This window comes from Mesorhizobium dulcispinae, from assembly GCF_033977345.1.
GTDB lineage: Bacteria > Pseudomonadota > Alphaproteobacteria > Rhizobiales > Rhizobiaceae > Mesorhizobium > Mesorhizobium dulcispinae.
In genome coordinates this window covers 256,250-281,131 of the sequence record NZ_JAVIIY010000008.1, presented here as the reverse complement: position 1 = coordinate 281,131, position 24,882 = coordinate 256,250, and the positions used below count along the sequence as shown (strand labels likewise).

The 24,882-nt window shown below is 64.0% G+C and carries 26 protein-coding genes; 15 read left to right on the top strand and 11 right to left on the bottom strand.

The features are described 5' to 3' along the window. Nucleotides 1–3 precede the first annotated feature (3 nt). The 3 genes from waaC to rfaD are packed head-to-tail and all read right to left on the bottom strand — an operon-like array spanning nt 4 to nt 2,905. Nucleotides 4–978 (bottom strand): lipopolysaccharide heptosyltransferase I, encoded by a 975-nt coding sequence (waaC, locus tag RFN30_RS19385; protein WP_320263684.1) that lies wholly within the window; start codon nt 976–978, stop codon nt 4–6. Further along, nucleotides 975–1,982, bottom strand: a complete 1,008-nt coding sequence (waaF, locus tag RFN30_RS19380) for a lipopolysaccharide heptosyltransferase II (protein WP_320263683.1) — start codon at nt 1,980–1,982, stop codon at nt 975–977. The genes waaC and waaF overlap by 4 nt, the downstream gene beginning before the upstream one ends. Further along, entirely contained in the window at nt 1,955–2,905 is a 951-nt protein-coding gene (gene rfaD / locus RFN30_RS19375; protein ID WP_320263682.1) for an ADP-glyceromanno-heptose 6-epimerase, read from the bottom strand. Before rfaD ends, waaF begins: the two co-directional genes overlap by 28 nt. A 239-nt stretch (nt 2,906–3,144) precedes the next feature. Here rfaD and RFN30_RS19370 point away from each other — a divergent pair, with 239 nt between their 5' ends. The 5 genes from RFN30_RS19370 to RFN30_RS19350 all read left to right on the top strand — a co-directional run bounded on the left by RFN30_RS19370 (nt 3,145) and on the right by RFN30_RS19350 (nt 7,104). After that, nucleotides 3,145–3,579, top strand: coding sequence for a thioesterase family protein (locus RFN30_RS19370; RefSeq protein ID WP_320263681.1), 435 nt, complete (start codon nt 3,145–3,147; stop codon nt 3,577–3,579). A gap of 47 nt (nt 3,580–3,626) precedes the next feature. Further along, a complete protein-coding gene (locus RFN30_RS19365; protein ID WP_320263680.1) occupies nt 3,627–4,259 on the top strand; it encodes a LysE family translocator in 633 nt (210 codons plus the stop codon). A 149-nt stretch (nt 4,260–4,408) separates the two neighbouring features. Continuing rightward, nucleotides 4,409–5,899 carry a D-glycero-beta-D-manno-heptose-7-phosphate kinase gene (gene rfaE1 / locus RFN30_RS19360; protein WP_320263679.1) on the top strand — a complete coding sequence of 497 codons (1,491 nt, stop codon included), beginning with the start codon at nt 4,409–4,411 and terminating at the stop codon, nt 5,897–5,899. A gap of 7 nt (nt 5,900–5,906) precedes the next feature. Further along, on the top strand, nt 5,907–6,479 hold the full coding sequence (locus tag RFN30_RS19355) for a D-sedoheptulose-7-phosphate isomerase (RefSeq protein ID WP_320263678.1): 573 nt from the start codon (nt 5,907–5,909) through the stop codon (nt 6,477–6,479). Further along, a complete protein-coding gene (locus tag RFN30_RS19350; RefSeq protein WP_320263677.1) occupies nt 6,472–7,104 on the top strand; it encodes a D-glycero-alpha-D-manno-heptose-1,7-bisphosphate 7-phosphatase in 633 nt (210 codons plus the stop codon). The genes RFN30_RS19355 and RFN30_RS19350 overlap by 8 nt, the downstream gene beginning before the upstream one ends. 133 nt (nt 7,105–7,237) lie before the next feature. Here RFN30_RS19350 and RFN30_RS19345 read toward each other — a convergent pair whose 3' ends face one another. After that, nucleotides 7,238–7,714 (bottom strand): Lrp/AsnC family transcriptional regulator, encoded by a 477-nt coding sequence (locus RFN30_RS19345; RefSeq protein ID WP_126088098.1) that lies wholly within the window; start codon nt 7,712–7,714, stop codon nt 7,238–7,240. A gap of 222 nt (nt 7,715–7,936) precedes the next feature. Here RFN30_RS19345 and trxB point away from each other — a divergent pair, with 222 nt between their 5' ends. Both trxB and RFN30_RS19335 read left to right on the top strand, forming a co-directional pair. Continuing rightward, complete coding sequence (trxB, locus tag RFN30_RS19340) at nt 7,937–8,911, top strand: thioredoxin-disulfide reductase (RefSeq protein WP_320263676.1); 975 nt, start codon at nt 7,937–7,939, stop codon at nt 8,909–8,911. Between the two features lie 72 nt (nt 8,912–8,983). Then, the gene (locus RFN30_RS19335; RefSeq protein ID WP_040970899.1) at nt 8,984–9,880 is read left to right on the top strand and encodes a LysR family transcriptional regulator; all 897 of its coding nucleotides are present in this window, start codon (nt 8,984–8,986) and stop codon (nt 9,878–9,880) included. A 156-nt stretch (nt 9,881–10,036) separates the two neighbouring features. On the opposite strand, the gene RFN30_RS19330 is transcribed toward RFN30_RS19335, so the two are convergent. From RFN30_RS19330 to RFN30_RS19320, 3 genes are all read right to left on the bottom strand, one after another. After that, nucleotides 10,037–10,534 (bottom strand): methyltransferase family protein, encoded by a 498-nt coding sequence (locus tag RFN30_RS19330; protein WP_320263675.1) that lies wholly within the window; start codon nt 10,532–10,534, stop codon nt 10,037–10,039. A 667-nt stretch (nt 10,535–11,201) separates the two neighbouring features. After that, a complete protein-coding gene (locus RFN30_RS19325) occupies nt 11,202–13,253 on the bottom strand; it encodes an elongation factor G (protein ID WP_320263674.1) in 2,052 nt (683 codons plus the stop codon). Nucleotides 13,254–13,475: 222 nt separating this feature from the next. Then, the gene (locus RFN30_RS19320; protein ID WP_320263673.1) at nt 13,476–15,005 is read right to left on the bottom strand and encodes a putative bifunctional diguanylate cyclase/phosphodiesterase; all 1,530 of its coding nucleotides are present in this window, start codon (nt 15,003–15,005) and stop codon (nt 13,476–13,478) included. Nucleotides 15,006–15,315: 310 nt separating this feature from the next. Here RFN30_RS19320 and RFN30_RS19315 point away from each other — a divergent pair, with 310 nt between their 5' ends. Continuing rightward, nucleotides 15,316–15,711: a (R)-mandelonitrile lyase gene (locus RFN30_RS19315; RefSeq protein WP_320263672.1), complete on the top strand. Its 396-nt coding sequence runs from the start codon at nt 15,316–15,318 to the stop codon at nt 15,709–15,711. Nucleotides 15,712–15,774: 63 nt separating this feature from the next. On the opposite strand, the gene RFN30_RS19310 is transcribed toward RFN30_RS19315, so the two are convergent. Continuing rightward, nucleotides 15,775–16,977: a pyridoxal phosphate-dependent aminotransferase gene (locus tag RFN30_RS19310; RefSeq protein ID WP_320263671.1), complete on the bottom strand. Its 1,203-nt coding sequence runs from the start codon at nt 16,975–16,977 to the stop codon at nt 15,775–15,777. Between the two features lie 205 nt (nt 16,978–17,182). On the opposite strand from RFN30_RS19310, the gene RFN30_RS19305 reads away from it, so the two are divergent. The 3 genes from RFN30_RS19305 (at nt 17,183) to RFN30_RS19295 (ending at nt 19,629) form a co-directional block, all read left to right on the top strand. Next, nucleotides 17,183–18,082 (top strand): EAL domain-containing protein, encoded by a 900-nt coding sequence (locus RFN30_RS19305; protein ID WP_320263670.1) that lies wholly within the window; start codon nt 17,183–17,185, stop codon nt 18,080–18,082. Beyond that, nucleotides 18,079–18,939: an EAL domain-containing protein gene (locus RFN30_RS19300; RefSeq protein WP_320263669.1), complete on the top strand. Its 861-nt coding sequence runs from the start codon at nt 18,079–18,081 to the stop codon at nt 18,937–18,939. Before RFN30_RS19305 ends, RFN30_RS19300 begins: the two co-directional genes overlap by 4 nt. Before the next feature lie 81 nt (nt 18,940–19,020). Further along, nucleotides 19,021–19,629 (top strand): glutathione S-transferase family protein, encoded by a 609-nt coding sequence (locus RFN30_RS19295; RefSeq protein WP_320263668.1) that lies wholly within the window; start codon nt 19,021–19,023, stop codon nt 19,627–19,629. A 367-nt stretch (nt 19,630–19,996) separates the two neighbouring features. Here RFN30_RS19295 and RFN30_RS19290 read toward each other — a convergent pair whose 3' ends face one another. Together RFN30_RS19290 and RFN30_RS19285 are read right to left on the bottom strand one after the other, a co-directional pair. Then, a complete protein-coding gene (locus tag RFN30_RS19290) occupies nt 19,997–20,209 on the bottom strand; it encodes a cold-shock protein (RefSeq protein ID WP_040970890.1) in 213 nt (70 codons plus the stop codon). Between the two features lie 12 nt (nt 20,210–20,221). After that, nucleotides 20,222–20,488, bottom strand: a complete 267-nt coding sequence (locus tag RFN30_RS19285) for a hypothetical protein (protein ID WP_320263667.1) — start codon at nt 20,486–20,488, stop codon at nt 20,222–20,224. Here RFN30_RS19285 and RFN30_RS19280 point away from each other — a divergent pair. Next, a complete protein-coding gene (locus RFN30_RS19280) occupies nt 20,487–20,816 on the top strand; it encodes a hypothetical protein (RefSeq protein ID WP_320263666.1) in 330 nt (109 codons plus the stop codon). The two genes, RFN30_RS19285 and RFN30_RS19280, sit on opposite strands and share 2 nt — an antisense overlap. A gap of 102 nt (nt 20,817–20,918) precedes the next feature. Here the strand turns inward: RFN30_RS19280 and RFN30_RS19275 are convergent, their stop codons facing one another. After that, nucleotides 20,919–21,488, bottom strand: a complete 570-nt coding sequence (locus tag RFN30_RS19275) for a methylated-DNA--[protein]-cysteine S-methyltransferase (RefSeq protein ID WP_320263665.1) — start codon at nt 21,486–21,488, stop codon at nt 20,919–20,921. A gap of 176 nt (nt 21,489–21,664) precedes the next feature. Between RFN30_RS19275 and RFN30_RS19270 the strand changes: the two genes are divergently transcribed. The 3 genes from RFN30_RS19270 to RFN30_RS19260 all read left to right on the top strand — a co-directional run bounded on the left by RFN30_RS19270 (nt 21,665) and on the right by RFN30_RS19260 (nt 24,863). Then, a complete protein-coding gene (locus RFN30_RS19270; protein ID WP_320263664.1) occupies nt 21,665–22,627 on the top strand; it encodes a transglycosylase SLT domain-containing protein in 963 nt (320 codons plus the stop codon). Nucleotides 22,628–22,682: 55 nt separating this feature from the next. Beyond that, nucleotides 22,683–23,180 (top strand): GNAT family N-acetyltransferase, encoded by a 498-nt coding sequence (locus RFN30_RS19265; protein WP_320263663.1) that lies wholly within the window; start codon nt 22,683–22,685, stop codon nt 23,178–23,180. 414 nt (nt 23,181–23,594) lie between these two features. Beyond that, entirely contained in the window at nt 23,595–24,863 is a 1,269-nt protein-coding gene (locus RFN30_RS19260) for an ABC transporter substrate-binding protein (RefSeq protein WP_320263662.1), read from the top strand. Nucleotides 24,864–24,882 lie beyond the last annotated feature (19 nt).

Sequence of the window (24,882 nt, the reverse complement as noted above, 5' to 3'; positions counted from 1 at the left end):
GATCTAAGCCGGCGCTTCTGATCTAAGCGCCAGCAGCCGTTCAGCCTCCGTCACCGCCTCAGCCGGCGTCACTTTGCCTCCGGCTGGCGCAAGCAAAGTCGATGCAAACGGTCCGCGCGGGCCGGTGAGGCCCGGTTCGGTCGCCAGGAATATGGCGACGGTCGGCAGGCCGAAGGCGCTGGCAAGGTGGGTGAGGCCAGTGTCGGCGCCGATGACCAGCGTCGACCGTCCAAGAATCGCGGCGATTCCGGAAAGTGGCGATTTCGGCACCAGAACCGTGTCCGGCACCGCGCCGGCAATTGCTTCGGCGACACGCTTTTCCGCTTCGTTCGACCAGGTGACGACCGGCATGAATTGCCTGGACACCAATTGGCGCGCGGTCTCTATCCAGTCCTCAACCGGCCATTTCTTGTCCTCTCGGCTGGTGCCGTGCAGCAGGAAAGCGGTTCTGCCTTCGACGCCGGGAAGTCCGCCTGCCGGCGGCACTATGCCGGAGTTGAGCGTCGAAAGGTCCGGCTGATAGTCCAAGGCCAGGCCGAACAGTCGCCTGGTGCGCTCGATGGCGTGCAGGTCGCGCGGCACCGCGTATTTGCGCTGATAAAGCAGCGTCGCCGAGGGCTCGCGGGCGCTGGAACGGTCGAAACCGGCAATCGGCGCGCCGGCCTGCCTAGCAACCACAGCCGACTTCAACAGCCCCTGGGCGTCGATGACCAGATCATAATGGCCGGTTCGCAAGCCGTGGCGCAGGCCGGCCATCTCGCGCCATGTGGCGCCGCCAAGCGGCGTCTTGCGCCAGCGGCGGATCGCGACTTTGTGGATGGATCTTATCGCCGGATGCAAGGCGACGATGCCGGCGAAGGCCACTTCCACGCACCAGTCGAAGCTTATGTCCGATCGATTGCGCAGCGCGTCCTCGACAGCCGGGAACGTATGGATGACGTCACCCATCGACGATGTCTTGACGATCAGCACCTTCATGCGGCTGCCGGAACCTTGAGCAGCCGGTCGGCCGCTGCCGCGACCCGCGCGACGTCGAGCGTCTTCAGGCAGTTGAGATGGCCGAGCGGGCAGACCTTCTTATGGCAGGGCGAGCAGGAAAGATGCAGCCAGATCAGTTCCGAGCGATCGGTCAGCGGCGGCGTGTTCTCGGGCGAGGTCGAGCCATAGACGGCGACGATCGGCGTGCCGACGGCGGCCGCGACATGCATCAGTCCGCTGTCGTTCGAGACGGCAAGCTTCGCCGCGGCGATCAGGTCGATGGCGTCCTCGAGCTTTGTCCTGCCGGCAAGGTCGATGGCGCCCGGCGCGAGCCTCGCGATCTCGCCGGTGACTTCGGCGTCGTTCTTCGAGCCAAGCAGGGCGACGCCCAGGCCTTTGTCCATCATTTCTCTGACCAGCTCGGCATAGTGATCGCTCGGCCAGCGCTTGGCCGGGCCGAACTCGGCGCCCGGCATCAAGGCGACAAACCGCTTGGCTTCGAGCCCGAACCGCGCCAGCAGATCGGCTTGATTGGCCGTATCGACGGTGAGTTTCGGCGCGCGAAACGTGCCGCCGCGGGCAAGGCCGAAATAGGCACGTGCCGTGCGCCGCTTCACCGCATCGGGCAGGGGCACGATATCGGTGAGCAAGCCGTAGCGCATTTCCCGCAAATTGCCGACACGGTGCGGGATTCGGGCAAAGAACGGGATCAGCGCCGATTTCCAGCTCCCCGGCAGCACATAGGCCATGTCGTAGCGGCCACGCAGCAGGCGGCCGAAGCGCCGGCGGCTGCGGAATTCCAGCGCTCCCGGCATCAGCGGGAAATCGATTTGGCAGCGAATTTCCGGCATGCGCTTGACCAGGGGCGCCGCCCAGGCCGGCGCCAGCACGTCGATCGCGGCGTTCGGATGCTTTTCCTTCAGTGCCGCGAACAGGCACTGCGCCATGACCATGTCGCCCACCCAGCGTGGGCCGATCACGAGGATCGTTGGGCTTTCAGCCATTGGACATAGTCTCTGACGCCGGTTTCGACAGTGCGGAATTGGCCATTGTAGCCGGCTGCACGCAAGCGGGACATATCAGCCTGCGTAAAACTCTGGTAGCTGCCCTTGAGATGGTCGGGGAAGGGGATGAACTCGATCTCACCCTTGCCGAGCGTGTCGATCACCGTTTCGGCAATGGCGCGGAACGGTTGCGCGCGGCCGGTGCCGCAGTTGAAGATGCCGCTCGAGCCGCGCTTCCACAGCCACAGATTGACGTCGGCGACATCGCCGACATGGATGAAGTCGCGGCTCTGCTCGCCGGGGCCGAAGCCGCCATAGGCGCCGAACAGTTTCGGATTCTGGCCCTGCTCGACCTGGTTGAACAGATGGAAAGCGACCGAAGCCATGGCGCCCTTGTGCGCCTCGCGCGGTCCGTAGACGTTGAAATAGCGCAGGCCCGCCACTTGCGAGTGATCGGTGTCGAAGACGTTGCGGCGGACATAGTCGTCGAACAGCTTCTTCGAATAGGCGTAAACGTTGAGCGGCCGCTCGAATTCGGGCTCCTCGCGGAACTCGCCGCCGCCGCCGTAGACCGAGGCCGAGGAGGCATAGAGGAAAGGCACGCGCAGCGCCAGGCAGGCATGCAGCAGGCGCTTCGAATAGGCATAGTTCACGTCCATCATGAACTTGCCGTTCCATTCGGTTGTGGTCGAGCAGGCGCCCTGATGGAAGACGGCCTCGACACGGCCGAGCTCGCCGTCCTCGAGCCGCGCCAGGAATTCGTCCTTGTCGAGATAGTCTGCGATCCGAAGATCGGCCAGGTTGGCGATCTTGTGGCCGTCGGTGAGATCGTCGACGACCACGATGTCGTCATGGCCCTCGGCATTGAGCGCGGCGACGATGTTGGAGCCGATCATGCCGGCGCCGCCCGTGACGATGATCATGAAGGCCTCTGTTTCCGTTGCCGATTCCGGCCCTTATAGGGGAGGCAGACAAGAGTGTCGATAAAGCTCGCCGTCACGGACCCATCGGCTACGACGAATGTAGGGATGGATCGGCAGAACGGCTTGCGAGATAAGCTCTGCCGCGCGCCGAACGGTACTTCTTCGGTCGAGGCAAGCTTTGGTGCCTTTGAGCGCCGTGGCAAGCGCCGTCGGTATGCGTCTTTGCCCTTGGTATAGCCATGACATCCGATCTAAAGCCCGGCCTTCGCCATCTTCAAACAGTACGGGTCGACGGCACCCTGACGGTCCCGGCCATGACACCGGCCTTTGCGGGCTTCGGCGACATGCCACCGGTTTTCGCCACCGCCTTCATGGTCGGCTTCATCGAATGGGCATGCATCGAGGCGCTGCGTCCGTTCCTTCGCAGCCACGAGAGAACCGTCGGCACCCATGTCGACGTCAGCCATGTCGCCGCCACGCCCGTCGGCATGACAGTCACCGCCGATGTCGAGCTTGTCGCCGTGGAGGGGCGAAAACTGCGCTTCAAGGTGTCGTGCAGCGACGAGAACGGACTGATCGGGGAAGGTTTCCACGAGCGCGCGGTCGTCGACCATGACAAGTTCATGGCGCGCGTTCTGGCCAAATCAGGGCAGACCGGTTCCTTGCCACAGTGAGGCCGCAAAGCTTCCGCTTCAGTCGGCTCTTATCGTGAGGGACCAGGATGCCTTCGACCGAACTGCTTATCGCCTTTTTCGTGACCACGGCGATCTTCGCCTACATTCCCGGACCGGCCATGCTCTATGCCGCGGCGCAAACAATTGCGCGGGGACGCTTGTCGGGACTGACGGCGGCGCTCGGCATCCATCTCGGCGGCTACGTGCATGTCCTTGCCGCCGCAACCGGACTGTCGGTGTTGTTCCACGCCGTGCCGCCGCTTTACATGGCTGTCAAACTCGTCGGCGCGCTCTACCTGGTCTGGCTGGGTGTCTCACTGTTCCGCGCCAAGGCGCAGGGCGACGCAGCTTTGCCTGCCGTCGAACGCAAATCGGCCCGTCGCGCCTTTTTCGAAAGCATCACCGTCGAGGTGCTCAATCCCAAGACAGCCATCTTCTTCATGGCCTTCCTGCCGCAGTTCATCGATGCCTCGGCGACCTTTCCGGTGTGGCTGCAGTTCGTGGTGCTGGGGACCATCGTCAACCTGATGTTCTCGTCGGCCGACATCGTTTGCGTCTTCCTGGCCGGCGCGATGATTGTGCGACTGCGGCGATCCGGTCGTGCACAGCGCTTGATGCAGCGTGCAGGTGGTGCCGTGCTTGTTGGTCTCGGCGTCCATGTCGCCTCGCAAAAGACCTGATCCGTTTGTCGGCCTTGGCCCTGCCTATTCGGACCTGCCGTTGCGCTGGCCCGAATTGCGGTATATCGGCATCGCGACGAACGAATGGCGCCGGACTTCCGGCGCCGCAACCCTGATCAAACCAGCCATTTCGGGCGCGCACCAGTAAGATGATCAAGCACCATCTGCCTTCCCCGGAACCCTTGCATCGCACAATCGCCCGCTTCGGCGAGGCCACGGTGCTGGTGGTCGGCGACTTCATCCTCGACCGCTTCGTCAGCGGCGTCATCGAGCGGATCTCGCCGGAAGCGCCGATCCCGGTGCTGCACGGGCGGGGCGAGATGCTGGCCATGGGCGGCGCCGGGAACGTCGTCTCCAACATCGTCTCGCTGGGCGGCGCCGCTATTCCCGTATCTGTGATCGGCGCCGACAAAGCCGGCGACAATCTCATGCGCATGCTTGGCGATCTCGGCGCCGATACCGACGGCCTTTTGCAGCAAAAGGGCCGCATGACCTCGTCGAAGAGTCGCTTCAGCGCGCTCAACCAGCAGGTGCTGCGTTTCGACGAGGAAGAGATCAAGCCGCTGTCGCGTAGCGAGCGGGCCGCGCTCGTCGAGCATTTCCAGGCAGCGCTGGCGCGCGCCGACATCGTCATCCTGTCCGACTATGGCAAGGGCATCCTGCTCGACGGCGTGGCGGCCGAACTGATCGCGATCTGCCGCGATGCCGGAAAGCCAGTGCTGGTCGATCCCAAGGGGCGCGATTATACGCGCTATGCCGGGGCGACGGCGGTCACGCCGAACCGCAAGGAACTCGGCGAAGCGGTTGGACGCGCGGTTTTCGGCGACGACGAGATCGTCGCCGCGGCCCGCGACCTGATCGCGGCGCATGACTTCGACTTCATCGTCGCCACGCGCAGCGAAAAGGGCATGAGCGTGGTCACCGCCGAAGATGCCCGCCACATTTCCACGCAGGCGCGCGAAGTGTTCGACGTCTCGGGCGCCGGCGACACGGTCATCGCGACCTTCGCGCTTTCACTCGCCGCGGGCGCCGACCGCGTGCAGGCCGCCACAATCGCCAACGCCGCCGGCGGCGTCGTGGTGGGAAAACGCGGCACGGCGCGGCTGACCGTCGAGGAACTCTCCGGCGCGCTATTCCGTTCGCATGGGCCGGTCGCCCATCAGGATGCCATCCTCGACGCCAACGCGGCGGCCAGGATGGTGGCGGCGTGGAAGGAGGAGGGGCTGTCGGTGGGCTTCACCAATGGCTGCTTCGACATCCTGCACGCGGGCCATGTCAGCCTGCTGCACGCCGCGCGCAGCCAGTGCGACCGGCTGGTGCTCGGCTTGAACAGCGATGCCTCGGTGCGCCGGCTGAAAGGTCCCGGACGCCCGGTCAACGACCAGCATGACCGGGCCTGCGTGCTCGCCGCCCTTGCCTCGGTCGATGCCGTCGTCGTCTTCGAAGAGGATACGCCGCTCAAGCTGATCGAGGCGCTCAAGCCCGATATCCTGGTCAAGGGCGCGGATTATACGATCGAGACCGTGGTCGGCGCCGATGTGATCCAGAAGGCAGGCGGGCGCGTGGTGCTGGTCGACCTTGTCGCCGGCAAGAGCACCACCAGCACCATCGGCAAGCTGCGCGCCGGCGGAACGAATTGAGGATTTTATGTCCGAATTGAACGAATATCTGGTCCGCTCCGCGGCGGCGATCACCGCGATGGTCGAGCGCGACCTTACCGGCGAGATGGAGCGTGCGGTGAGCACCGTCGTGACGGCGCTGTCGCAGGGCAAGGCGCTGCTGATCTGCGGCAATGGCGGCTCGGCGAGCGATGCCATCCACATCGCCGGCGAACTGGTCGGCCGTTTCCTGAAAGAGCGCAAGGCCTACAACGTCATCGCGCTGCCGGCCAATGCGGCGGTGCTGACCGCCTGGGGCAACGACTACGGCTTCGATACCGTCTTCTCGCGCCAGGTCGAGGCGCATGGATCCGAAGGCGCGGTGCTGCTGGCCATCTCCACCAGCGGCAATTCGCCGAGCATCCTTGCCGCCGCCGAGCAGGCGCGGGAAATGGGCATGACGGTGATCAGCCTGACCGGCGACACCGGCGGCAAGCTGAAGCCGCTGACCGACATCCTGCTCAACGTGCCGTCGACCTCGACGCCGATCATCCAGCAGGGGCATCTCTGCCTCTACCATCATCTGTGCGAGGCCGTGGAAGCGCGTCTCAGCGATGGCTGAGGGCGAGGGAGATTTTCCGCTCGCCGAGCCCGGACTCTGGGTCGAGCGGATCGGGTCCAGATCCTTCTCAGCCGGCCTGCCGGCGCTGTTCCTCGACCGCGACGGCACCATCAATGTCGACACCGGCTACCCTGACGATCCGGCCGCCATGGTATTGCGCGACGGCATCGCGCCGGCCATAGAAGTGGCGAACCAGCACGGCATCCCCGTCGTCGTCGTCACCAACCAGTCCGGCATCGCGCGCGGCTATTTTGGCTGGGACGCTTTTTCCCGCGTCAACGGGCGGGTGCTCGAGCTGCTTGCCGCGCGGAGCGCAGTCGTCGATCTGGTGTTGGCTTGCGCCTACCACGAGGCCGGTTCGGGTCCGCTGGCGATCGCCGATCATCCGATGCGCAAGCCCAATCCGGGCATGCTGATCGAGGCGGCTCGCCGGCTCGACCTCGATCTCAGGCGATCGCTGATCGTCGGCGACAAGCCGGCCGACATGGAAGCCGGCTGGCGCGCCGGCCTTCTGCGCGGCTGGCTTGTCGATGGCGGAGCCACAACGATAAGCGGGCTTTCAGTTTTGCCGCTGTGCGGCGCGCAGGACCAAGAGGGCCTGCTGACCGCGATACGAGCGCTCTGATCCCGCATTGATTCAAGTTTGAGCGCCAAACCGCTGTTTTTCCAGCGGCTTCATCGGAAGCCGGCGCATTGGAGCTCTTTGTTTTGACGCAATTCCGGACGGAAAGCCGTTTCACACTTTTCCTGGAATTGCTCTAAGCCGGAAAAGCCACCAGCCCTTCATCCTTGACGCGGCGAATGGTCAGCGCGGTGCGCACCGTGTCGACATTGGGGGCCGAGGCGAGCTCCTCGATGACGAAGGTCTGGAAGGTGCCGAGGTCGCTCGCCACGCAATGCAGCAGGAAATCGGACTCGCCCGACACCATCCAGGCATCGCGAACGATCGGCCAGCCACGCGTGCGCTCGGCGAAGGTCTTCAGCTCGGCGTCGGCCTGATGGTGCAGGCCGATCAGGCAGAAGGCGACGACATCCATGCCGAGCGCCGGCGCGTTGAGGAGGGCGCGATAGCCGCGGATGATGCCGGCCTCTTCCAGTCGCCTGACGCGGCGCAGGCAGGGCGGCGCCGAGATGCCGACGCGGTTGGACAGCTCGACATTGGTCATGCGGCCGTCGTTTTGCAGCTCGCGCAGGATCTTCCAGTCGATGGCGTCGAGATCGGCTTTGAGCGGCATGATCGGCTTTCACGCAAGAATCTTTCGCGATTTTGTAATTTGGTTTCGCGCAGGAGGCCATCCCTTTGCGATGATTTTTCTACTTCAAGGCGGGGATATGGTCCTTTATGCCGTGCCAGGAAGCTTTCCGGGGACTAAAGCCAACTTGCCTTGCTGGCTTGCCGGGCAACACTTACATTGTCGGCGACAAACCACGGCCTCGAGCCGCAGGGGACTTTTTTTATGAACACCAAACACGCGCCCGTTCTCATCATCGGCTCCGGTCCGGCCGGCTATACGGCAGCGATCTATGCCGCCCGCGCCATGCTGAAGCCGATGCTCGTCGCCGGCCTGCAGCAGGGCGGCCAGCTGATGATCACCACCGATGTCGAAAACTATCCGGGCTTCGCCGATCCGATCCAGGGTCCGTGGCTGATGGAGCAGATGCTCAAGCAGGCCGAGCATGTCGGCACCGAGATCGTCAACGACATCATCACCGAGGTCGACCTCAATGTGCGGCCGTTCCGCGCCACCGGCGATTCCGGCACCGTCTACACCGCTGATGCCTTGATAATTGCCACCGGCGCGCAGGCCAAGTGGCTGGGCATCCCCTCGGAGCAGACTTTCATGGGCTTCGGCGTATCGGCCTGCGCCACCTGCGACGGCTTCTTCTATCGCGGCAAGGACGTCGCGGTGGTCGGCGGTGGCAATTCCGCGGTCGAAGAGGCGCTCTATCTCGCCAACCTCGCCAAGAGCGTCACCGTCATTCACCGGCGCGGCGATTTCCGCGCCGAACGCATCCTGCGTGAGCGGCTGTTCCAGAAGGATAATATCCGCGTCATCTGGGATACGGTCGTCGACGAGATCACCGGGCAACCGGGCAAGGCGCCGCTACCGCCTTCTGTCGAAGGACTGAAGCTGCGCAATGTGGCGACAGGAGAAGTGTCGCGGCTGAAGGTCGATGGCGTCTTCGTCGCGATAGGCCACGCGCCGGCGGTCGAGCTCTTCGTCGGCAAGCTCAAGCAGAAGCCGAACGGCTATCTGTGGACGGCGCCGGATTCGACCCGCACCGACGTTCCCGGCGTGTTTGCCGCCGGCGACGTCACCGACGACGTCTACCGGCAGGCGGTGACGGCGGCAGGGCTCGGCTGCATGGCCGCACTCGAGGCGGAAAAGTATCTGGCGGGGATCGAGGTTCACCGCGAGGCGGCGGAATAATCGATCGGCTGAAAAAAGCCGTTTAAAAGCCTGATTTTTCATTCAGACGCCAAAGGCAACACGAGGGGAATCATGGCGCTGGACTGGGACAAGCTACGCGTGTTTCACGCTGCGGCGGAGGCTGGGTCGTTCACCCATGCCGCCGAGACGCTGCATCTGTCGCAATCGGCGATCTCGCGCCAGGTCAGCGCGCTGGAGCACGATGTCGGCGTGGCGCTGTTTCATCGCCACGCGCGCGGCCTCGTGCTGACCGAGCAGGGCGAGATGCTGTTCCGCACGGCGCATGACGTGCTGATGAAGCTGGAGACGATCAAGTCGCGGCTGACCGAGACCAAGGATCGCCCCTCCGGCGTGCTGAGGGTCACGACCACCGTAGGCCTGGGCGCCGGCTGGCTGACCGAGCGCGTGCAGGAATTCATCGAGCTCTATCCCGAGATCAGCCTGCAGCTCATCCTTGCCAATGAGGAGCTCGACCTTACCATGCGCCAGGCCGACTGCGCCATCCGCCTCAGGCAGCCGCAGCAGCCGGATCTCATCCAGCGCAGGCTGTTCACCGTGCATTTCCATCTCTATGCGGCGCCCTCCTATGTGGCGAAGTTCGGCAAGCCTGCCTCGATCGCCGAGCTCAGGAACCACCGGATCGTCACCTTCGGCGTGCCGGTGCCCTCGCATCTGTCGGAACTGAACTGGCTGGAAACGGTCGGCGATTTCGAGGGCGGCCAAAGAGTGCCGACGCTGCAGATCAACGACATCCTGTCGATCAAGCGCGCGGTCCAGGGCGGCGCCGGCATCGCCATGCTGCCCGACTACGTCATCAGCAAGGACTCGAACCTGGTCCAGTTGCTGCCCGAGACCGAGGTGCCGTCCTTCGACACCTATTTCGCCTATCCGGATGCGATGAAGAACCAGGCGAAGTTGCATGTGTTCCGCGATTTCATTATCGCGAAGGCGCGCAGCTGGTCCTACTAGGCAGGGTTGCGTCGAGATTCAGGTGAGGCCGGCCTGCGAATGGCGGCTGCCTGCGCTTCCGGTGCTCACGTACTTTAAGTACGCTCCGCTCCGGTTCTCGGAAGCCACCATTCTCGACTCGGCCTGACCTGAATCTCGGCGCAACCCGGGCGCGGACTACCCGCGCCAGGGCGTGATGCGCGGCAGCCAGCCGGGGACGGCGCGGCGATAGGTTTCGTATTCGGCGCCATAGCGGCGGGCGAGCGTCGGCTCTTCGTAGAATTTGACGAAGGAGATCATCGCCGCAGCGGCGATCAGGCCATAGACGAACACGGCCCCGTTCGAAAAGATGAGCGCCTGGCCGAGGATGATCGACAGCACCGCCACATACATGGGGTTGCGGACATGGCGATAGACGCCGCCGACAACGAGCTTCTCGGTCGGCGCGACAGGGGCCGGCGTGCCCAGGCCCTCGAGCGCGAAGCGCGCGAAGGCATGAAGCAGGACCGCCGAGGCGCCGACGACGAGGATCCAGCCGGCCGGCACAAAACCCGGCACGGTGGACTGCGGCATGCGATAGCGGTCGGTCAGCAACCAGGGGAGCAACCCGGCGACGACGCCGGGGGCGGCGACAAAGAACACAGCGCTGCCGGCAATTGCCGAAAAAGTTCGCATCGGGCGCTCCTGCCGCAAAAATAAACGCGACCTGCCCGAGTTCGCGTCATTTTGAATTTAGCGTATTTCGCGACCGGAATCTGATCCGTTTTGCATATCAGCTATCGCTTTCAGTCCGGAATGGCGCAGGATTCGGCGATTTTTTCTGGTCCTATCGGTTCTCCGAAAGGGTTAGACCACAGCCTGCGTCTTTTTGCATGCGTGTGTTGCAAAATAGATGCTTGTTTCTTGGGCATGATGAGCACATATATAGTTCATCTCCAGGGCGCGTTCTCCTCCCATTAGCGCCCTCGAGTGTTCCCCTCTGGAGGTTTGCCCTAATCGGCACTTCCAATCAAACTCAGCCGGATCTTTATTGATCCGGCTTTTTTGTTGCCCTGAGGTCACGCCGATAGCGGAAATGTGTGCGCGGGGGCCACGTAACAGTGACATGTAACATCGGGTAACATGTCGCGGACGCACTCTATCAATTAAGTAGATCGTAGGACGCGGTTGGTCGGTTCGGGAGATGGGGGCATCACTCGGGCAGGCCGGGCTCAGGCAGCTACCGCGTCCGAACCATTTCCTGATGCGGCGGACCTGCCGTTGCCTCCCAGGAAGACGGTCCGCAATAAGAAACGGCGTCCGGATGATCCGGGCGCCGTTTTCGCGTCTTCAACCAAATCGGTCAGGCTGCCTTGCCGTTGGCGTTCATCGCCTCGTCGGCCAGGCGGCCGGTCAGTTCGGCCATATGGTCGAAGGCGGCCTTGTAGCTGGCGACGCCTGCCGTCGCCGAGCGCAGCTCGATGATCAGGTCGCCGATCTCGGCCTGGGGCATGGTCGCCTCGACCACGTCCCAGCCCGGCCAGTCGGGCCGCGCGTCATAGCCGAGGATCTGGCCGCGCCGCTGCGGGATCAATGCGATGATCTTCGAGGTCGCATCGGAGGGCGTGACGATCTCGACCTTCATGATCGGCTCCAGCAGGACCGGCGAACAGGCCGCCATGCCCTCCTTCATTGCCAGCTTCGCCGCCATCTGGAAGGCCATGTCGGAGGAGTCGACCGCGTGGTAGGAGCCGTCCGACAGGTTGACGGCTACATCGACCACCGGGAAGCCGAGCGGACCGGTCCTCAGATAGTCGCGAATGCCTGTCTCCACCGACTGGATGTAGGTCTTGGGCACGACGCCACCCGTGATGGTGTCGGTGAACTGGAAGCCCGAGCCGCGCGGCAGCGGCTTGATCTCGATCACCACGTCGCCGAACTGACCGTGGCCGCCGGACTGTTTCTTGTGGCGGCCGCGCTGCTGCGCGGATTTGCGGATCGTCTCGCGATAGGGCACCGCCGGCGAGTGGCCTTCGATCGGGATCTGGTTCTTGCCCTCCAGGCGCTCGCGCACGACGCGCAGGTGCATTTCGCCATGGCCCGACAACACGGTCTCGGCGGAGTCCTGGTTGTGATGCAGGCTGAGCGAGGGATCCTCCTCGGCAAGCCTCTGGATCGCCGCCGACATCTTGACCTCGTCCTTGCGCTCCTTGGGGCGCAGCGCAAAGGCGAATACGGGCTGCGGCGGCTCCAGTGCGATCAGCGGCTTGATGCCGCCCTTGGCCGAACTCAGCGTCTGGCCGGTCCTGACATTGTCGAGCTTGCCGAGCGCGACGGTGTCGCCCGCCTTGGCTAACGACAGCTTCAACTGATCCTTGCCAAGCATTTTGTAGATGCCGGAGACTTTGGTCGTGTCGCCGTTGGAGAGGAACAGCTCGGCCGCATCGGCCAACTGGCCGGAAAGCACACGCGACACCGACAGCTTGCCGCCATGCGCGGTGTGGATGGTCTTCATCACCTGCACGACCGTCTGGCTGCCGTCCGGCGCGCCCAGGCGCTTGCAGGTCGCCTCGACGTCCGGCGCATCGTGGCGGATCGTCTTCAACAGGCGCAGCACGCCATTGCCCTTCTCGGCGGTGCCGATCAGCACCGGCGTCACCGTGCCGGCGCGGAGGTCGGCGGCAAGGTCATCGAAGATCGCGTCCTTCGGCGGTTCGATCTCCTCTAGCAGCTGTTCCATCAGCTGGTCGTCATGGTCGGCGAGCGTTTCCAGCATCGAGAAGCGGGCCTCGAGCTCGCGCGCCTTGTCGTCGTCCGGAATCTCGGCGACCTGGCTTTCGGCATATTCGCGGTAGACATAGGCGCGCTCCAGCGCGAGATCGATCGAGCCGATGACGACGCCGTCCTTGCGCAGCGGAATCTGGCGCAGCAGCAGCGGCGCCGAGCTGGCCGGCTGCAGCATCTTGAGCGTCTCGCGCACGCCGGCGATCGCCTTGTCCACCTTGTTGAGGAACAGGATGCGCGGCACGCCGAGATCGTCGAGCTTGCGCATGATGAGCTGGAGCGCGGGTATCTTCTTTTCGTCCGCTTCGGCGACGACGACTGCGACATCGCAGGCTGCAAGCACGGGCTCGGCCTCGAAGGCGAATTCAATGGAGCCGGGGCAGTCGACGAAGGTGAACTGCTCGCCCATGAACTCCGTGGTGGCGAAGGTCGCCTCGACGCTCATGGCGTGGGCACGGGCTTCTGGCGAATGATCGGAAACAGTGTTGCCCGATGAGACGGGATTCTGGCGGGGGATGGCGCCCGTGCGGGCGAGGATTGCTTCGAGAAGTGTCGTCTTACCGCTTGCGAAGGGACCGACTATGGCAATGCATTTCGGTCCCGTGCGTCGTCCTCCGGCGCGAGTACCCATGGCTGACCTCCACTCAGGCGTTTCCCAAGAGAGCGATCAGCAAAAGTGGAAACCGGTTTTGCGTCCGATCGCACTCTCTAGAAGAGCGGCGGCCGGCCTGTTCGGCCGTCGCGGGCGGGGTTGTTGCTCACCACCTGCCCACGGCCATCGTCACACGGGTTCGCGGAGAGGGCAAGAAAAATAGGAAGTGCGCCGGCTTCGGTTTGTCGGGCGCCTGGTTTGTCAGGCGCTCAGGGTCAGCGGCTGATTGTCGGCAGCGCAGAGCGCGCTCGTCTTGTCGCGTGGTGCCGGCTTGCCGAAGAAATAGCCCTGGAAACGGCTGCAGCCCGCCGTACGGGCAAGGGTGAACTCCTCCGCCGTCTCCACGCCCTCAGCGACGATGGTGATGTCCTGGATGCGCGCGATCTGGGCGAGCGCGGAAACGAAGATCTGCGCCACCTGGTCGTGGGCGAGGCTGCGGATGTAGGAGCGGTCGATCTTGACGCTGTCGATGGGCAGGGTCTTCAGATAGTTGAAGCCGCAGTGACCGGTGCCGAAGTCGTCAAGCGCGATACGGAAGCCGAGCCCGCGCAAGGCTTCCAGGCGCCTGAGGATTTCCGGTGTCGCGGCGGTCGCAACCGTCTCGGTGATCTCGATGATGAAGGAGGATGCCGACCGGCCGGTCTCGTGCAGAACGCGCTCGCACATCGTCACGATCTCGTCCCGCTTCAACTGCTCGCCGGAGACGTTGATCGAGATGCGGCGCCCCGGAAAGTGCCCGATATCGGCGCAGGCGCGCTTGAACACCCACTCGCCGATCATGTCGATCAAGGTCGAGCGCTCGGCGATCGGGATGAATTCGGCCGGCGATATCAGGCCGCGGACGGGATGGCGCCAGCGGATCAAGCCCTCGAGCGCGTCGATGGAACCCTCGGCGCCGACGATCGGCTGATAGTGGAGCTCCAGCTCGCCGAGATAGACGGCGGCGCGCAGCTCGCGCTCGATGAGGCGGCGATATCGCTTGTCCGAGAGCATCTCCTCGTCGAAGACGGTGACGCGGCCCCGGCCTGCCGCCTTGCTTTCGTAGAGCGCGAGGTCGGCAAGCAACATCAGCTCGGTGGGGTTTGAGGCGTGCAGCGGCGCAAGCGCCACCCCCAGCGAGATCGACAGCGGAATGATCTTGCCTTCATGCCGCTTTCCGGCCCGCATTGCGTCGAGCAGCCGGCGCACATCCTTGTTGAGCGCGGCCGCGTCGCCATGCGGGATAATGACGCCGAACTCGTCGCCGCCCAGACGTCCGATGATACCGTCGGCGAAGATGCGCTCCGCTTCCTTGACCAGATAGGCGAGGGCAAGGTCGCCGAACTGATGGCCAAAGGTGTCGTTGAGCTGCTTGAAATGATCGAGGTCGATCAGAACCAGGCTCGCCTGCCGCCGATTGCGCAAGGTGCCCAGCCTGTCGCTCAACGCCTCGAGGAAATAGCGCCGGGTCATGGCGCCGGTCATGGCGTCGATGCTGAGAAAGCGGTGCTTCTGAGCTTCTGCATCCGCCGCCGACTGCAGGCTCTGGACGACGCTCGAGCGCATATACATCAGCACCAGGAGCGCCAGGCTGGTCGATGCGACCGACATGGCGAGAGCCGTGGCGCGGGAGGGGTCTTCGGTCAGGCCAAAGGCGGCAATCGCGGTGGCGGCGATGCTTGCCACAAGCAGCGCCTGGATGCCGCGGTAAATCCTGCCGCTATGATCCTTGATTGTCGCCAAGATGCTCATGTCCGCGCCCCCACAGCACAGGCTAATGGCTAGAGCCGAGCCGTTAAAAAGACATTGAGCATGGCAGCTGTCTTGCACTGTTCTCCGATGCATCGCTGAACGCGTCATTTTATGGTTAAAAAGCAACGATTTATGACAGTATTTTAAATGGCTAACGAAATGACTTGAGGCGGCATCGAAGCGTGTTTCGATGCCATCACGATCGACAATCGGAAAGGCCGGTTGCACTGACCCCGTGCCGGGATGAAACTAGACTGCGAGAAGCCGCGCTCGCGGTTTGCCGATTCATCAACGATTGAGGATTTCTACGATGAAGATCATTGCGTGCGGCAGCGTTGCGACGATCATCGCGCCCGAAAAGTATTTCACCGGCAAGGTGCTGCAGACGCCGATCATCGAGAAGGAGGCGCCGGCGCGGCTGAGGGCGACGCTGGTCAGCTTCGAACCGGGCGCCCGCACCCATTGGCACACGCATCCGCTCGGCCAGACGCTCTACGTCACGGCCGGCGCAGGGCTTGCGCAGACATGGGGCGGGCCGATCGAAGTGATCAGGGCGGGCGACGTCATCTCCTTCGCGCCCGGCGAGAAGCACTGGCACGGCGCCGGACCGAAAACCACCATGACGCATGTCGCCATGCAGGAGGCGCTGGACGGCGTCCATGCCGAGTGGCTCGAGGCGGTCTCCGACGAGCAATATGGCGGCTGAGCGCCGTCCAACAAAAACCCGGCGCGAAGCCGGGTTTTTCTCATTGGCCGGCCGCGTTGCCGGTCAGGTCAGCGATGCGGTGAAGCGCTGGATGCGGGTGCAGGCCTCTTCCAGCAGCGCCTCCGAGGTGGCGTAAGAGATGCGGAAGTTCGGGCCGAGACCGAAGGCGGAGCCGAACACCACCGCAACGCCTTCGCCATCGAGCAGTTCCGAGCAGAAGGCCTCGTCGCTGTCGATGACCTTGCCAGCCTTCGTCTTCTTGCCGATCAGCTCTGCGCAGGACGGATAGACATAGAAGGCGCCCTCCGGCGACGGGCAGGAGATGCCGCGCGCCTGGTTGAGCATCGACACGACGAGGTCGCGCCGGCCCTGGAAGATCGCCTTGTTCCTGGCGATGAAGTCCTGCGGGCCGTTTAGCGCCTCGACGGAAGCCCACTGCGCGATGGTGCAGGCGCCCGAGGTCTGCTGGCCCTGGATCATGTCCATCGCTTTGATCAGCGGCACCGGGCCGGCGGCGTAGCCGATGCGCCAGCCGGTCATGGCATAGGCTTTCGATACGCCGTTCATGGTCAGCGTGCGCTCGTAGAGGCTCGGCTCGACCTCGGCGATGGTCTTGAAGACGAAGTCGCCATAGGTCAGGTGCTCATACATGTCGTCGGTCAATGTCCAGACATGCGGGTGCTTGAGCAGCACGTCGGCCAGTGCGCGAAGCTCGGCTTCGGTGTAAGCGGCGCCGGACGGGTTGGACGGCGAGTTCATCAGCAGCCATTTCGTCTTCGGCGTGATCGCCTTTTCCAGCACCTCGGCCGTCAGCTTGAAGCCGTTGTCGATCGAGGTGTCGGCAAAAACCGACGTGCCGCCGCAGATCGCCACCATTTCCGGGTAGCTCACCCAATAGGGGCGCGGGATGATGACCTCGTCGCCGGGGTTCAGCGTCGCCATGAAGGCGTTGAACAGGATCTGCTTGCCGCCGGTGCCGACGATGGTCTGCTCCGGCCGGTAATCGAGATTGTTCTCGCGCTTGAACTTTTTCGCAATCGCCTCGCGCAGCGGCGCGATGCCGGAAACCGGCGGATACTTGGTCTCGCCGCGGCGGATCGCGTCGATCGCCGCGTTCTTGATGTTGTCGGGCGTGTCGAAGTCCGGTTCGCCGGCGCCGAGGCCGATGACGTCACGGCCGGCATTTTTCAGCTCGCGCGCTTTCTGCGTCACCGCGATGGTCGCGGAAGGCTTCACGCGGGAAAGGGCGTCGGCAAGAAAGGCCATGACAGAGCGTCTCCAAGAGAATGGCGCGGCCAGGAGCGGCCGCGGCGCCTCTCATGTCGCATCGCAGGCTCCAGCGCAAGCATTGTCGGATGATCCAGAGGTCAAGGTGGCGTGAGCGGCAACTATAAATTCATCAACGACCGGTAAACCCTTGGCTGGCAAGATCGCAGATCGAATTCCGCTCAATTTGCGGAGCGAGGGACCTTTGTCGCGCAGCATCGGGCTCGCCCACATCATCCGTCATGATGACGGCACCTCCACCGGTGTCTGGGGCATCTATACGTTGCAGAGCGCCTTCCAGCCCATCTTCGCCTTCAACGAGGGCAAGCTTTCGGTCGTGGCCTTCGAGGGGCTTATCCGGCCGTTCCGCGACGGCGAGCCGCAGTCGCCGATGAGTTTCTTCGGCACTTGCCCCGCGGGCGACCGGCTGCATATCGAGGCGCTGACCAGGACGTTGCATCTGCTCAACGCCGGCGCCTGTCTGCCGCAAGAGGCGTCCATCTTCGTCAATTTCGATCCGTCCGTGTTCACCGATCGTGCCATCGTCGACAAAGCGCTGCGCGACATGCGCCTGGTGCTGCACGAGGCCGGCATCGATCCGCGCCGCATCGTGTGCGAGGTCACCGAGCAGAGATCGGCTTCGCAGGAGGCGCTCTACGGCTTTGTCGAGGCGTTGCGCGCCAACGGCTTGCGCATTGCCGTCGACGACTACGGTTCCGACGATTCCGACATCAACCGCATCAAGGAATTGCGGCCGGACATCGTCAAGTTCGACGCCCATTGGATCACGCAGCTCATGGAATCCGGGGCCGGATTCGCCTTGCTGACCACGATGGTGAAGAGCTTCGAAAGCCAGGGCATCCGCACAGTTTTCGAAGGCATCGAGGAAGGCTGGCAGCTCGACCTCGCCGAGAAATCCGGAGCCTCGATGGTGCAAGGCTATGTGCTCGCCCGGCCGGAGCTTGCGCCCACCAGTTTTCGCGTCTTCGGCAAGAGCGTGCAGGCGCCCGCGGCCGAGGAGAGCAAGGCCACGGCCGCCACCGATCCCGCTCCTGCGCCGCCGTCGCGGCCGGCGAGGGCGTTCGGGCGCAAGGGGGCGCCATGATCGTGCGGACCGAGAGACGGCGCAATGCCGCCGAGGCGATCTTCACCGACGAAATCGGCCTGCAATTCGGCGTCTATGGCGAGTTCCGGCTATGGAGCGCCTACCAGCCGATCTTCGCGCCGCAGGGCAGCACGCTCAAGGCTGTCGCCGTCGAAGCGCTGATCGAGCCGCGTCGGGTCGCAACACCCGTTGCGCCGCAGGTTTTCTTCGGCAGCGTCGCGGCATCGGACCGGTTGTTCGTCGAGACGATGTGCCGGATGCTGCATCTCCGCAACTACCGCAACATCGGCGTCGATGGTCTCACCCTGTTTTTCAACTACAACCCGATGATCAACGATCACCTCGGGCGGGCGCTGGCCGAGATCCGCCTTATGACCAGGCATCTCGGCGATTTCGGCCTCGAACCCGCCATGCTGGTCTGCGAGATCACCGAACAGGCGGCCGACGAGCATGTGCTTGCCGGCCTTGTGCGCGAGATGAGGCGTGACGGCATCCGCATCGCCATCGACGATTTCGGCACCGGACATTCCACCGAAGCGCGCATGAGCCTGCTTTTGCCGGACATCGTCAAGATCGACGGCGGCTGGTTCGCCGAGTTCTGCCGCCATGCCGCCGCCGAACGGTTCTTCCGGCCGCTGGTCTCGATGCTGCATGACCGCGGCGCCAAGGTGCTGGTCGAAGGCATCGAGCAGGCCGGGCATCTGCGTGTGGCGCTCGACGCCGGCGTCGACCTCTTGCAAGGTTACCACCTCGCCCGCCCGGCGCTCGCCGGCACGATCTTCAACGAAGAGCCGCTGTCGATCGACGCGCTGCTCGGCATGGACAACAAGGTCGTGCCGTTGCATCAGCGCCGCTGATGGTTACGCCAAAACAAATCACTGGATGAGCGTCGCTCCGACGCGGTAGTGCCTTGCCGACCGTCGTGAGGAGAGGGAGCCATGATACTTTACGACATGATCGACAGCGGCAATTGCTACAAGCCGCGGCTGTTGATGGCCAAGCTCGGCATTCCCTTCACTCGTATCGAAGTGAGCTCGCGTTCCGGCGAGACGCGCAAGGCCGACTATGTCGCCAAGAACCCGAATGCGATGGTGCCGCTGCTCGAGCTCGACGACGGCCGGCGCATCGCCGAATCCAACGCCATCCTGCTCTATCTCGCCGAAGGCACGCGCTTCCTGCCGGCCGACAGATATGAGCGGGCGCTGGCCTATCAGTGGCTGTTCTTCGAGCAGTACAGCCACGAGCCCTATATCGCTGTGCGCAAGGCGCTGCTCACCTTTCCCGAGAGGGCCGAGGACGCGACGCCGGAACGGCTCGCGCAAACTCTGGAACGCGGCAACAAGGCGCTCGGCGTGATGAACAAGCATCTGGAGCAGAACGCCTTCTTCGCCGGCAGCACTTATAGCGTCGCCGACATTGCGCTCTACGCCTATACCCACACCGCCGAGAAGGGCGGCTTCCAGCTCGATGCTTATCCGGCGGTGGTGGAGTGGCTGAAGCGGGTGGAGGCCGATAAGGGGCATGTGCCGATCGAGTGGCAGCCTTAAGACAGGCCACGTCGGCAATTGGCGAAAGCTTCCATGAGAGCGTCCTTCTCCCCGTATAGAGACGGGGAGAAGGACAGCAGCTTCGCCGGCTTCGCCAACCGCTTGCGTCCAAAATCCACAACAAAAAAGGCGGGACAATGCCCGCCTTCCTATGCCGGTAGCCTGATCGGGAGCGTCGGGGCCGGGCCGGCAGCAATCTGCTGCTTCGGCTTGTCGGGTCCTTCCGCTCCGGCGCGCTTATCGCGCGACCGTCAGTACATCCGTGACTTGCCGCGCGCCCCAGGCTCTCGCCCAGTGCGCGCCTTTGCTTGCTCGCATTTTTGCGACGCCAAGCGATAACGCTTGGCTGCAAAATGCTTAAGCCAAATCAGGCTGCCTTGCTCAGAGATCCAGCGGCGGACTTGCCGGTGCGGCGGTCCTGCTCGATCTCGAAGTTGATCTTCTGGCCCTCAACGAGGGTGGTCATGCCAGCGCGCTCGACGGCGGAGATGTGAACGAAAACGTCCGCGCCGCCATTGTCGGGCTGGATGAAGCCGTAGCCCTTGGTGGCGTTGAACCACTTGACCGTACCAGTTGCCATGTAAAATGCCCTTCACATTTGCTTCGTTTGACCGGACCAAAGCCCGGCCGGCGGTATCGAAATTTTGGAGACGTCAGCAAACGCGAAGATCGCGAGGCCCGATCGATCGGCCAAATTCAATGCGGCGGATATAGTATGGTTCGCGGACGAAAACAAGATGGCGTTACCGGCATGTGCCGCGATAGCGTCCAGCGGGCGCCCGCGATCGTCCTGGAAGTTTTGCGGCCAGGCGCGCGTTCCTGGAGGCAAGATACGCCCGCTGTTGTAGGAGAGGATCATGAAGAGAATTCTGCTTGCCGCCTGCCTGACGCTGGTGGCCGCCGAGGCGCAGGCCGTCTCGCGCTACGACCCGACGCGCATGAGCTGCGATCGCGTGCAGGCGACGATCGCCAGGCAAGGTGCCGTCATCCTGCGCTACCAGTCGAGCCGCGTGCCGGGACTGCCGCTCTATGACCGCTATGTGCGGGACGAGCGCTTCTGCAATATGGGCGAGGTGAGGTCGAGGGCTTACGTGCCCAGCGTCGACACCAAGTCCTGCCCCGTCTATGTCTGCAAGCGGCCGGACTTCGACCGGCATTTCCGCCGCCGCCTCTTCCCGCAGGACTAAAGCAATTCCAGGAAAAGTGTGAAACGGTTTTCCGTCCGGGATTGCGTCAAAACAAAGAGATAGAGCGGTTCCCCGTTTCCGTGAAACGGTGAAACGCCCCAGTCAGAATCCGAACGAAGCCTGCGCGGCCGGCGGCGCACCGACGCGCACGCCTTCCATGGCCAGCATCTTCTCCTTGGTGGCGGAGCCGCCGGGGGCCGAGAAGCCGCCGATCTTGCCGCCCGCGGCAAGGATGCGGTGGCAGGGAATGACCAACGGCACCGGATTGGCGCCGAGGGCCGCACCGGTTTCGCGGGCGAGGCCGGAATGGCCGGCCCGCTTGGCCAATTCGCCATAGGTGGTGGTCTCGCCGAAGCCGAGCTTGCGCGCGGCGTCATAGATGGCGAGGCGGAAATCGTCGACGCCGTCGAGATCGACCGGCACGCCGGAGAAATCGATATCCTCTCCGGCCGCATAAGCCTTGATCGAAGCGATCAATTCGGCCACCCATTTCGGCTGCTCGGTGGAGCGTGAAACGCCGGCATGGCGAAACAGCCGGCGCTCGACCGCTTCGCGGCTGCGTTCGGGCAGACAGAGCCGGATCAGGCCCTTTTCGCTCCAAGCGATGCCCATGTAGCCGATCACTGTTTCTAACACTGCGTGGCCGGCCGTGATCGGTGACGCGTTTTCCATGGTGTGCTCCTTTCCGCAAAACTGCGAAAAACGGGTACATCTCCAGTACAGATAGGGAACAATATCGCAGTTTGCTTTGAGTCTCGCCACCCGAAACCTGCATACCGGCCCCGATTGCCCGGTTGGAATCGCTGGTGTAAGGACTTTTTAACAACCGACAACCGGACCTGCAGGGCTTGGCAGCGAAAATCATCCTCACCGCGATCGGCGCGCTCGTTGCGGCTGCCGGCCTCAGCGGTTGCACCTCGACCTCGCAGATGAAGGCCACGCCCGCGCTTGCGGCGGCTTCGACGCCGGCCGTCGAGGACGACACACCGACCGTCGCGCTCCCCGAAACCGTGGCCGTACTGCCGGAGCCTTCCGGCCTCGCGCAGGTGCAGACGGCGGCGTTGACCGGCGATGCCGCGGCGTTGGTGACGACGCCTGGGGCCACGACGCCTGGCGCGCCATTGCCGCCGCCGGTGCAGCCAGGTGCTGCCCTTCCGCCGCCGGCGCAGCCCGCAGCCTTCGCCGGTTCGACACCCGTCGCCGGCCAGTTCCCGCCGCCGCCGGTGCTGATGGCCGGCGCGTCGCCGACCGGCCCCGCTTCGCTCAAGCAAGCCGCCGTCTACAAGACCGCCGGCGTTGCCATGCCGGTCACCGGCCAGTCGGCGAAGGTGGCGCCCATGCCGGGCGTTGAACAGGTCGCCTATGTGGTGCCGCAGAACCCGGCGCTGCTTGCGCAGCCGGGCCAGCCCGAGCAGCATGCCACCGGCCCGCGTGCCGAGATCGAACGGCTGATCGAGAAATATTCGGCGATCTACGAAGTGCCGGTCGATCTGGTGCGCCATGTCGTCAACCGCGAAAGCACCTTCAACCCGAAAGCCTACAATCACGGCCACTGGGGTCTGATGCAGATCAAGCACGCGACGGCGCGCGGCATGGGCTATGACGGGCCGGCGAGCGGTCTGTTCGACGCCGAGACCAATCTCAAATACGCGGTCAAATATCTGCGCGGCGCCTGGCTGGTCTCCGGCGGCAATGCCAAGCGCGCCGACACGCTCTACCAGACCGGCTATTATTACGACGCCAAGCGCAAGGGCCTGCTCGAGCAGACGGGCCTCGGCGTCGACCGTCGCCGCCTTCAGCCCGGCGCCTGAGCATCCGGCCCGCTGCAATGCGCAGCCTGGGGGCGTAGCTGTTCGGGGCCGCGACATGCATGAGAAAAGTGGTCCGAACCCGCCTGCCCCCAACGATGTCCGCCTTCGCAAGCTTCTCGATGACACCCTGACCGCGCCGCATTGGCCGGAAGGGTTCGTCATGCGTTTATTCGAGCACAGGGATGCGCAGGCCCTGCATGCGCTGCTGGACGAGGCGTTCGACGATGGCGCCGAAGGCCCGTTCGACGAATGGTGGGAGCGTATCTCGGGCGATGCCGAGTTCGATCCGGAGCTGTGCTTTCTCGTCATCGACGGCAAGGGGCTGCTGGCCGGCGCCGCGCTTTGCTGGACATCCGGCTTCGTCAAAGATCTCGCGGTTCACCCGGACTCCAGAAGACGCGGCATCGGCGAGGCGCTGATGCGGCATGTCTTTCTCGCCTTTCAGGACAGGGGCGCTACCCACGTCGACCTCAAGACCAACACGGTCAATAACACCGCAGCCTTCAGGCTCTACGAGCGGCTCGGCATGGTTCCGGTTGCCTGGGAAGGGTAGCGCTTCGCCGTATTTGCCTGCGACGGCGAAACCGAATGCGCGGCGGCATTGTGAACCGCTTCACACAGGCTGACGTTAGGACATGCTAATGCGTCGTGGTGCCGGGCGGCCGATCGGCGGATCGACGCTGGCAAGGCGTCGGAGGAGGCTGTGCCGGCATGCGTCAGCCACTCCAAGGCGGGCTCCGGGGCGGCGGGTTTCGGAGCCCGCCCGCTTTGGTTTGAAATCCGCCCTTTCATCCAGCCTGATTACACTTCCTTTGCGCTTCGGTCAGGGACCGCACGCCGCTGTTTCATGCCGAACAGCTCATGTTGGAACCCAAAGCGGCGCTCCGCATTCAAGTGCTGGGTGGGCATCTGATGGCTGTCGACGCGCGCAGTCTCCGTCGCCGGCTCCAAAGGGAGGTCCACCGCCATGAAGCTTCTTCACGCAATTCTTGCGCTGGCAGTCGGCGCAATGCTGGCGGCGACCCCGGCGAGAGCCGTCGACCTGTCGATCGTGTCGGGCGACACCGGCAACGGCATCAAGGTGCTGCGCGAGATACTCGACCAGTATGAGAAGAAGAGCGGCAACAAGGTCAACATCGTCGTCATGCCGCCCTCGACGACCGACCAGTTCGGCCAGTACAAATTGTGGCTCGCGGCCGGAAACACCGACATCGACGTCTACCAGACCGACGTGATCTGGGCGCCGCAGCTCGCCAGCCAGCTCGTCGACCTGACGGCGGCGACCAAGGACGTCGTCGGCGCCCATTTCCCTTCGATCATCCAGTCGCAGACCGTCAACGGCAAGCTGATCGCGCTGCCGATCTTCACCGACGCGCCGGCGCTCTATTACCGCAAGGACCTGCTCGACAAATACGGCGCCAAGGTGCCGACCACCTGGAAGGAGCTGGCCGACACCGCCAAGCTCGTCATGGACAAGGAGCGGGCCGCCGGCAACAAGGACATGTGGGGCTTCGTCTTCCAGGGCAACGCCTATGAGGGGCTGACCTGCGACGCGCTCGAATGGGTGATGTCGAATGGCGGCGGCCAGATCATCGAGCCGGACGGCACCGTCTCCGTCAACAACCCGAAAGCAGCGGCTGCGCTCGACATGGTCAAGGGTTGGATCGGCACCATCGCGCCGCCGGGCGTGCTCGCCTACCAGGAAGAGGAATCGCGCGGCGTCTGGCAGACCGGCAATGCGGTTTTCATGCGCAACTGGCCCTATGCCTATGCGCTCGGCAACGGCGCGGACGCGCCGATCAAGGGCAAGTTCGACGTCGCGCCGCTGCCGGCAGGCGAGGGCGAAGGCGCGCGGCCGGTCGCGACACTCGGCGGCTGGAACCTCGCGGTCTCCAAATACTCGAAAAACCCGGACGCGGCGATCGACATGGTCAAGTTCATCGCCTCGCCCGAGATGCAGAAATACCGGACGCTGAGGACCTCCAACCTGCCGACCATCCAGGCGCTTTATGACGATGCCGACATCGCCAAGGAGCAGCCGATCATCCCGCGCTGGAAGGAGGTCTTCCTCAACGCGGCGCCGCGGCCCTCGGCGGCGGTCAAGGTCAAGTACAATGAGGCGTCGAGCCAGTTCTGGACCGCCGTGCACAAGACCTTGTCCGGCGAAGGCAGCGCCGCCGACAATCTCGCCGATCTCGAAGTGACGCTGACCAAGCTGAAGGGCAACGTCTGGTGACCACCGCGCCGGCAGAAGC

Coding starts and splice junctions, on each gene's coding strand:
- waaC (WP_320263684.1), bottom strand. CDS start 978: ATGAAGGTGCTGATCGTCAAGACATCGTCGATGGGTGACGTCATCCAT.
- waaF (WP_320263683.1), bottom strand. CDS start 1,982: ATGGCTGAAAGCCCAACGATCCTCGTGATCGGCCCACGCTGGGTGGGC.
- rfaD (WP_320263682.1), bottom strand. CDS start 2,905: ATGATCATCGTCACGGGCGGCGCCGGCATGATCGGCTCCAACATCGTC.
- RFN30_RS19370 (WP_320263681.1), top strand. CDS start 3,145: ATGACATCCGATCTAAAGCCCGGCCTTCGCCATCTTCAAACAGTACGG.
- RFN30_RS19365 (WP_320263680.1), top strand. CDS start 3,627: ATGCCTTCGACCGAACTGCTTATCGCCTTTTTCGTGACCACGGCGATC.
- rfaE1 (WP_320263679.1), top strand. CDS start 4,409: ATGATCAAGCACCATCTGCCTTCCCCGGAACCCTTGCATCGCACAATC.
- RFN30_RS19355 (WP_320263678.1), top strand. CDS start 5,907: ATGTCCGAATTGAACGAATATCTGGTCCGCTCCGCGGCGGCGATCACC.
- RFN30_RS19350 (WP_320263677.1), top strand. CDS start 6,472: ATGGCTGAGGGCGAGGGAGATTTTCCGCTCGCCGAGCCCGGACTCTGG.
- RFN30_RS19345 (WP_126088098.1), bottom strand. CDS start 7,714: ATGCCGCTCAAAGCCGATCTCGACGCCATCGACTGGAAGATCCTGCGC.
- trxB (WP_320263676.1), top strand. CDS start 7,937: ATGAACACCAAACACGCGCCCGTTCTCATCATCGGCTCCGGTCCGGCC.
- RFN30_RS19335 (WP_040970899.1), top strand. CDS start 8,984: ATGGCGCTGGACTGGGACAAGCTACGCGTGTTTCACGCTGCGGCGGAG.
- RFN30_RS19330 (WP_320263675.1), bottom strand. CDS start 10,534: ATGCGAACTTTTTCGGCAATTGCCGGCAGCGCTGTGTTCTTTGTCGCC.
- RFN30_RS19325 (WP_320263674.1), bottom strand. CDS start 13,253: ATGGGTACTCGCGCCGGAGGACGACGCACGGGACCGAAATGCATTGCC.
- RFN30_RS19320 (WP_320263673.1), bottom strand. CDS start 15,005: ATGAGCATCTTGGCGACAATCAAGGATCATAGCGGCAGGATTTACCGC.
- RFN30_RS19315 (WP_320263672.1), top strand. CDS start 15,316: ATGAAGATCATTGCGTGCGGCAGCGTTGCGACGATCATCGCGCCCGAA.
- RFN30_RS19310 (WP_320263671.1), bottom strand. CDS start 16,977: ATGGCCTTTCTTGCCGACGCCCTTTCCCGCGTGAAGCCTTCCGCGACC.
- RFN30_RS19300 (WP_320263669.1), top strand. CDS start 18,079: ATGATCGTGCGGACCGAGAGACGGCGCAATGCCGCCGAGGCGATCTTC.
- RFN30_RS19295 (WP_320263668.1), top strand. CDS start 19,021: ATGATACTTTACGACATGATCGACAGCGGCAATTGCTACAAGCCGCGG.
- RFN30_RS19290 (WP_040970890.1), bottom strand. CDS start 20,209: ATGGCAACTGGTACGGTCAAGTGGTTCAACGCCACCAAGGGCTACGGC.
- RFN30_RS19280 (WP_320263666.1), top strand. CDS start 20,487: ATGAAGAGAATTCTGCTTGCCGCCTGCCTGACGCTGGTGGCCGCCGAG.
- RFN30_RS19285 (WP_320263667.1), bottom strand. CDS start 20,488: ATGATCCTCTCCTACAACAGCGGGCGTATCTTGCCTCCAGGAACGCGC.
- RFN30_RS19275 (WP_320263665.1), bottom strand. CDS start 21,488: ATGGAAAACGCGTCACCGATCACGGCCGGCCACGCAGTGTTAGAAACA.
- RFN30_RS19265 (WP_320263663.1), top strand. CDS start 22,683: ATGCATGAGAAAAGTGGTCCGAACCCGCCTGCCCCCAACGATGTCCGC.
- RFN30_RS19260 (WP_320263662.1), top strand. CDS start 23,595: ATGAAGCTTCTTCACGCAATTCTTGCGCTGGCAGTCGGCGCAATGCTG.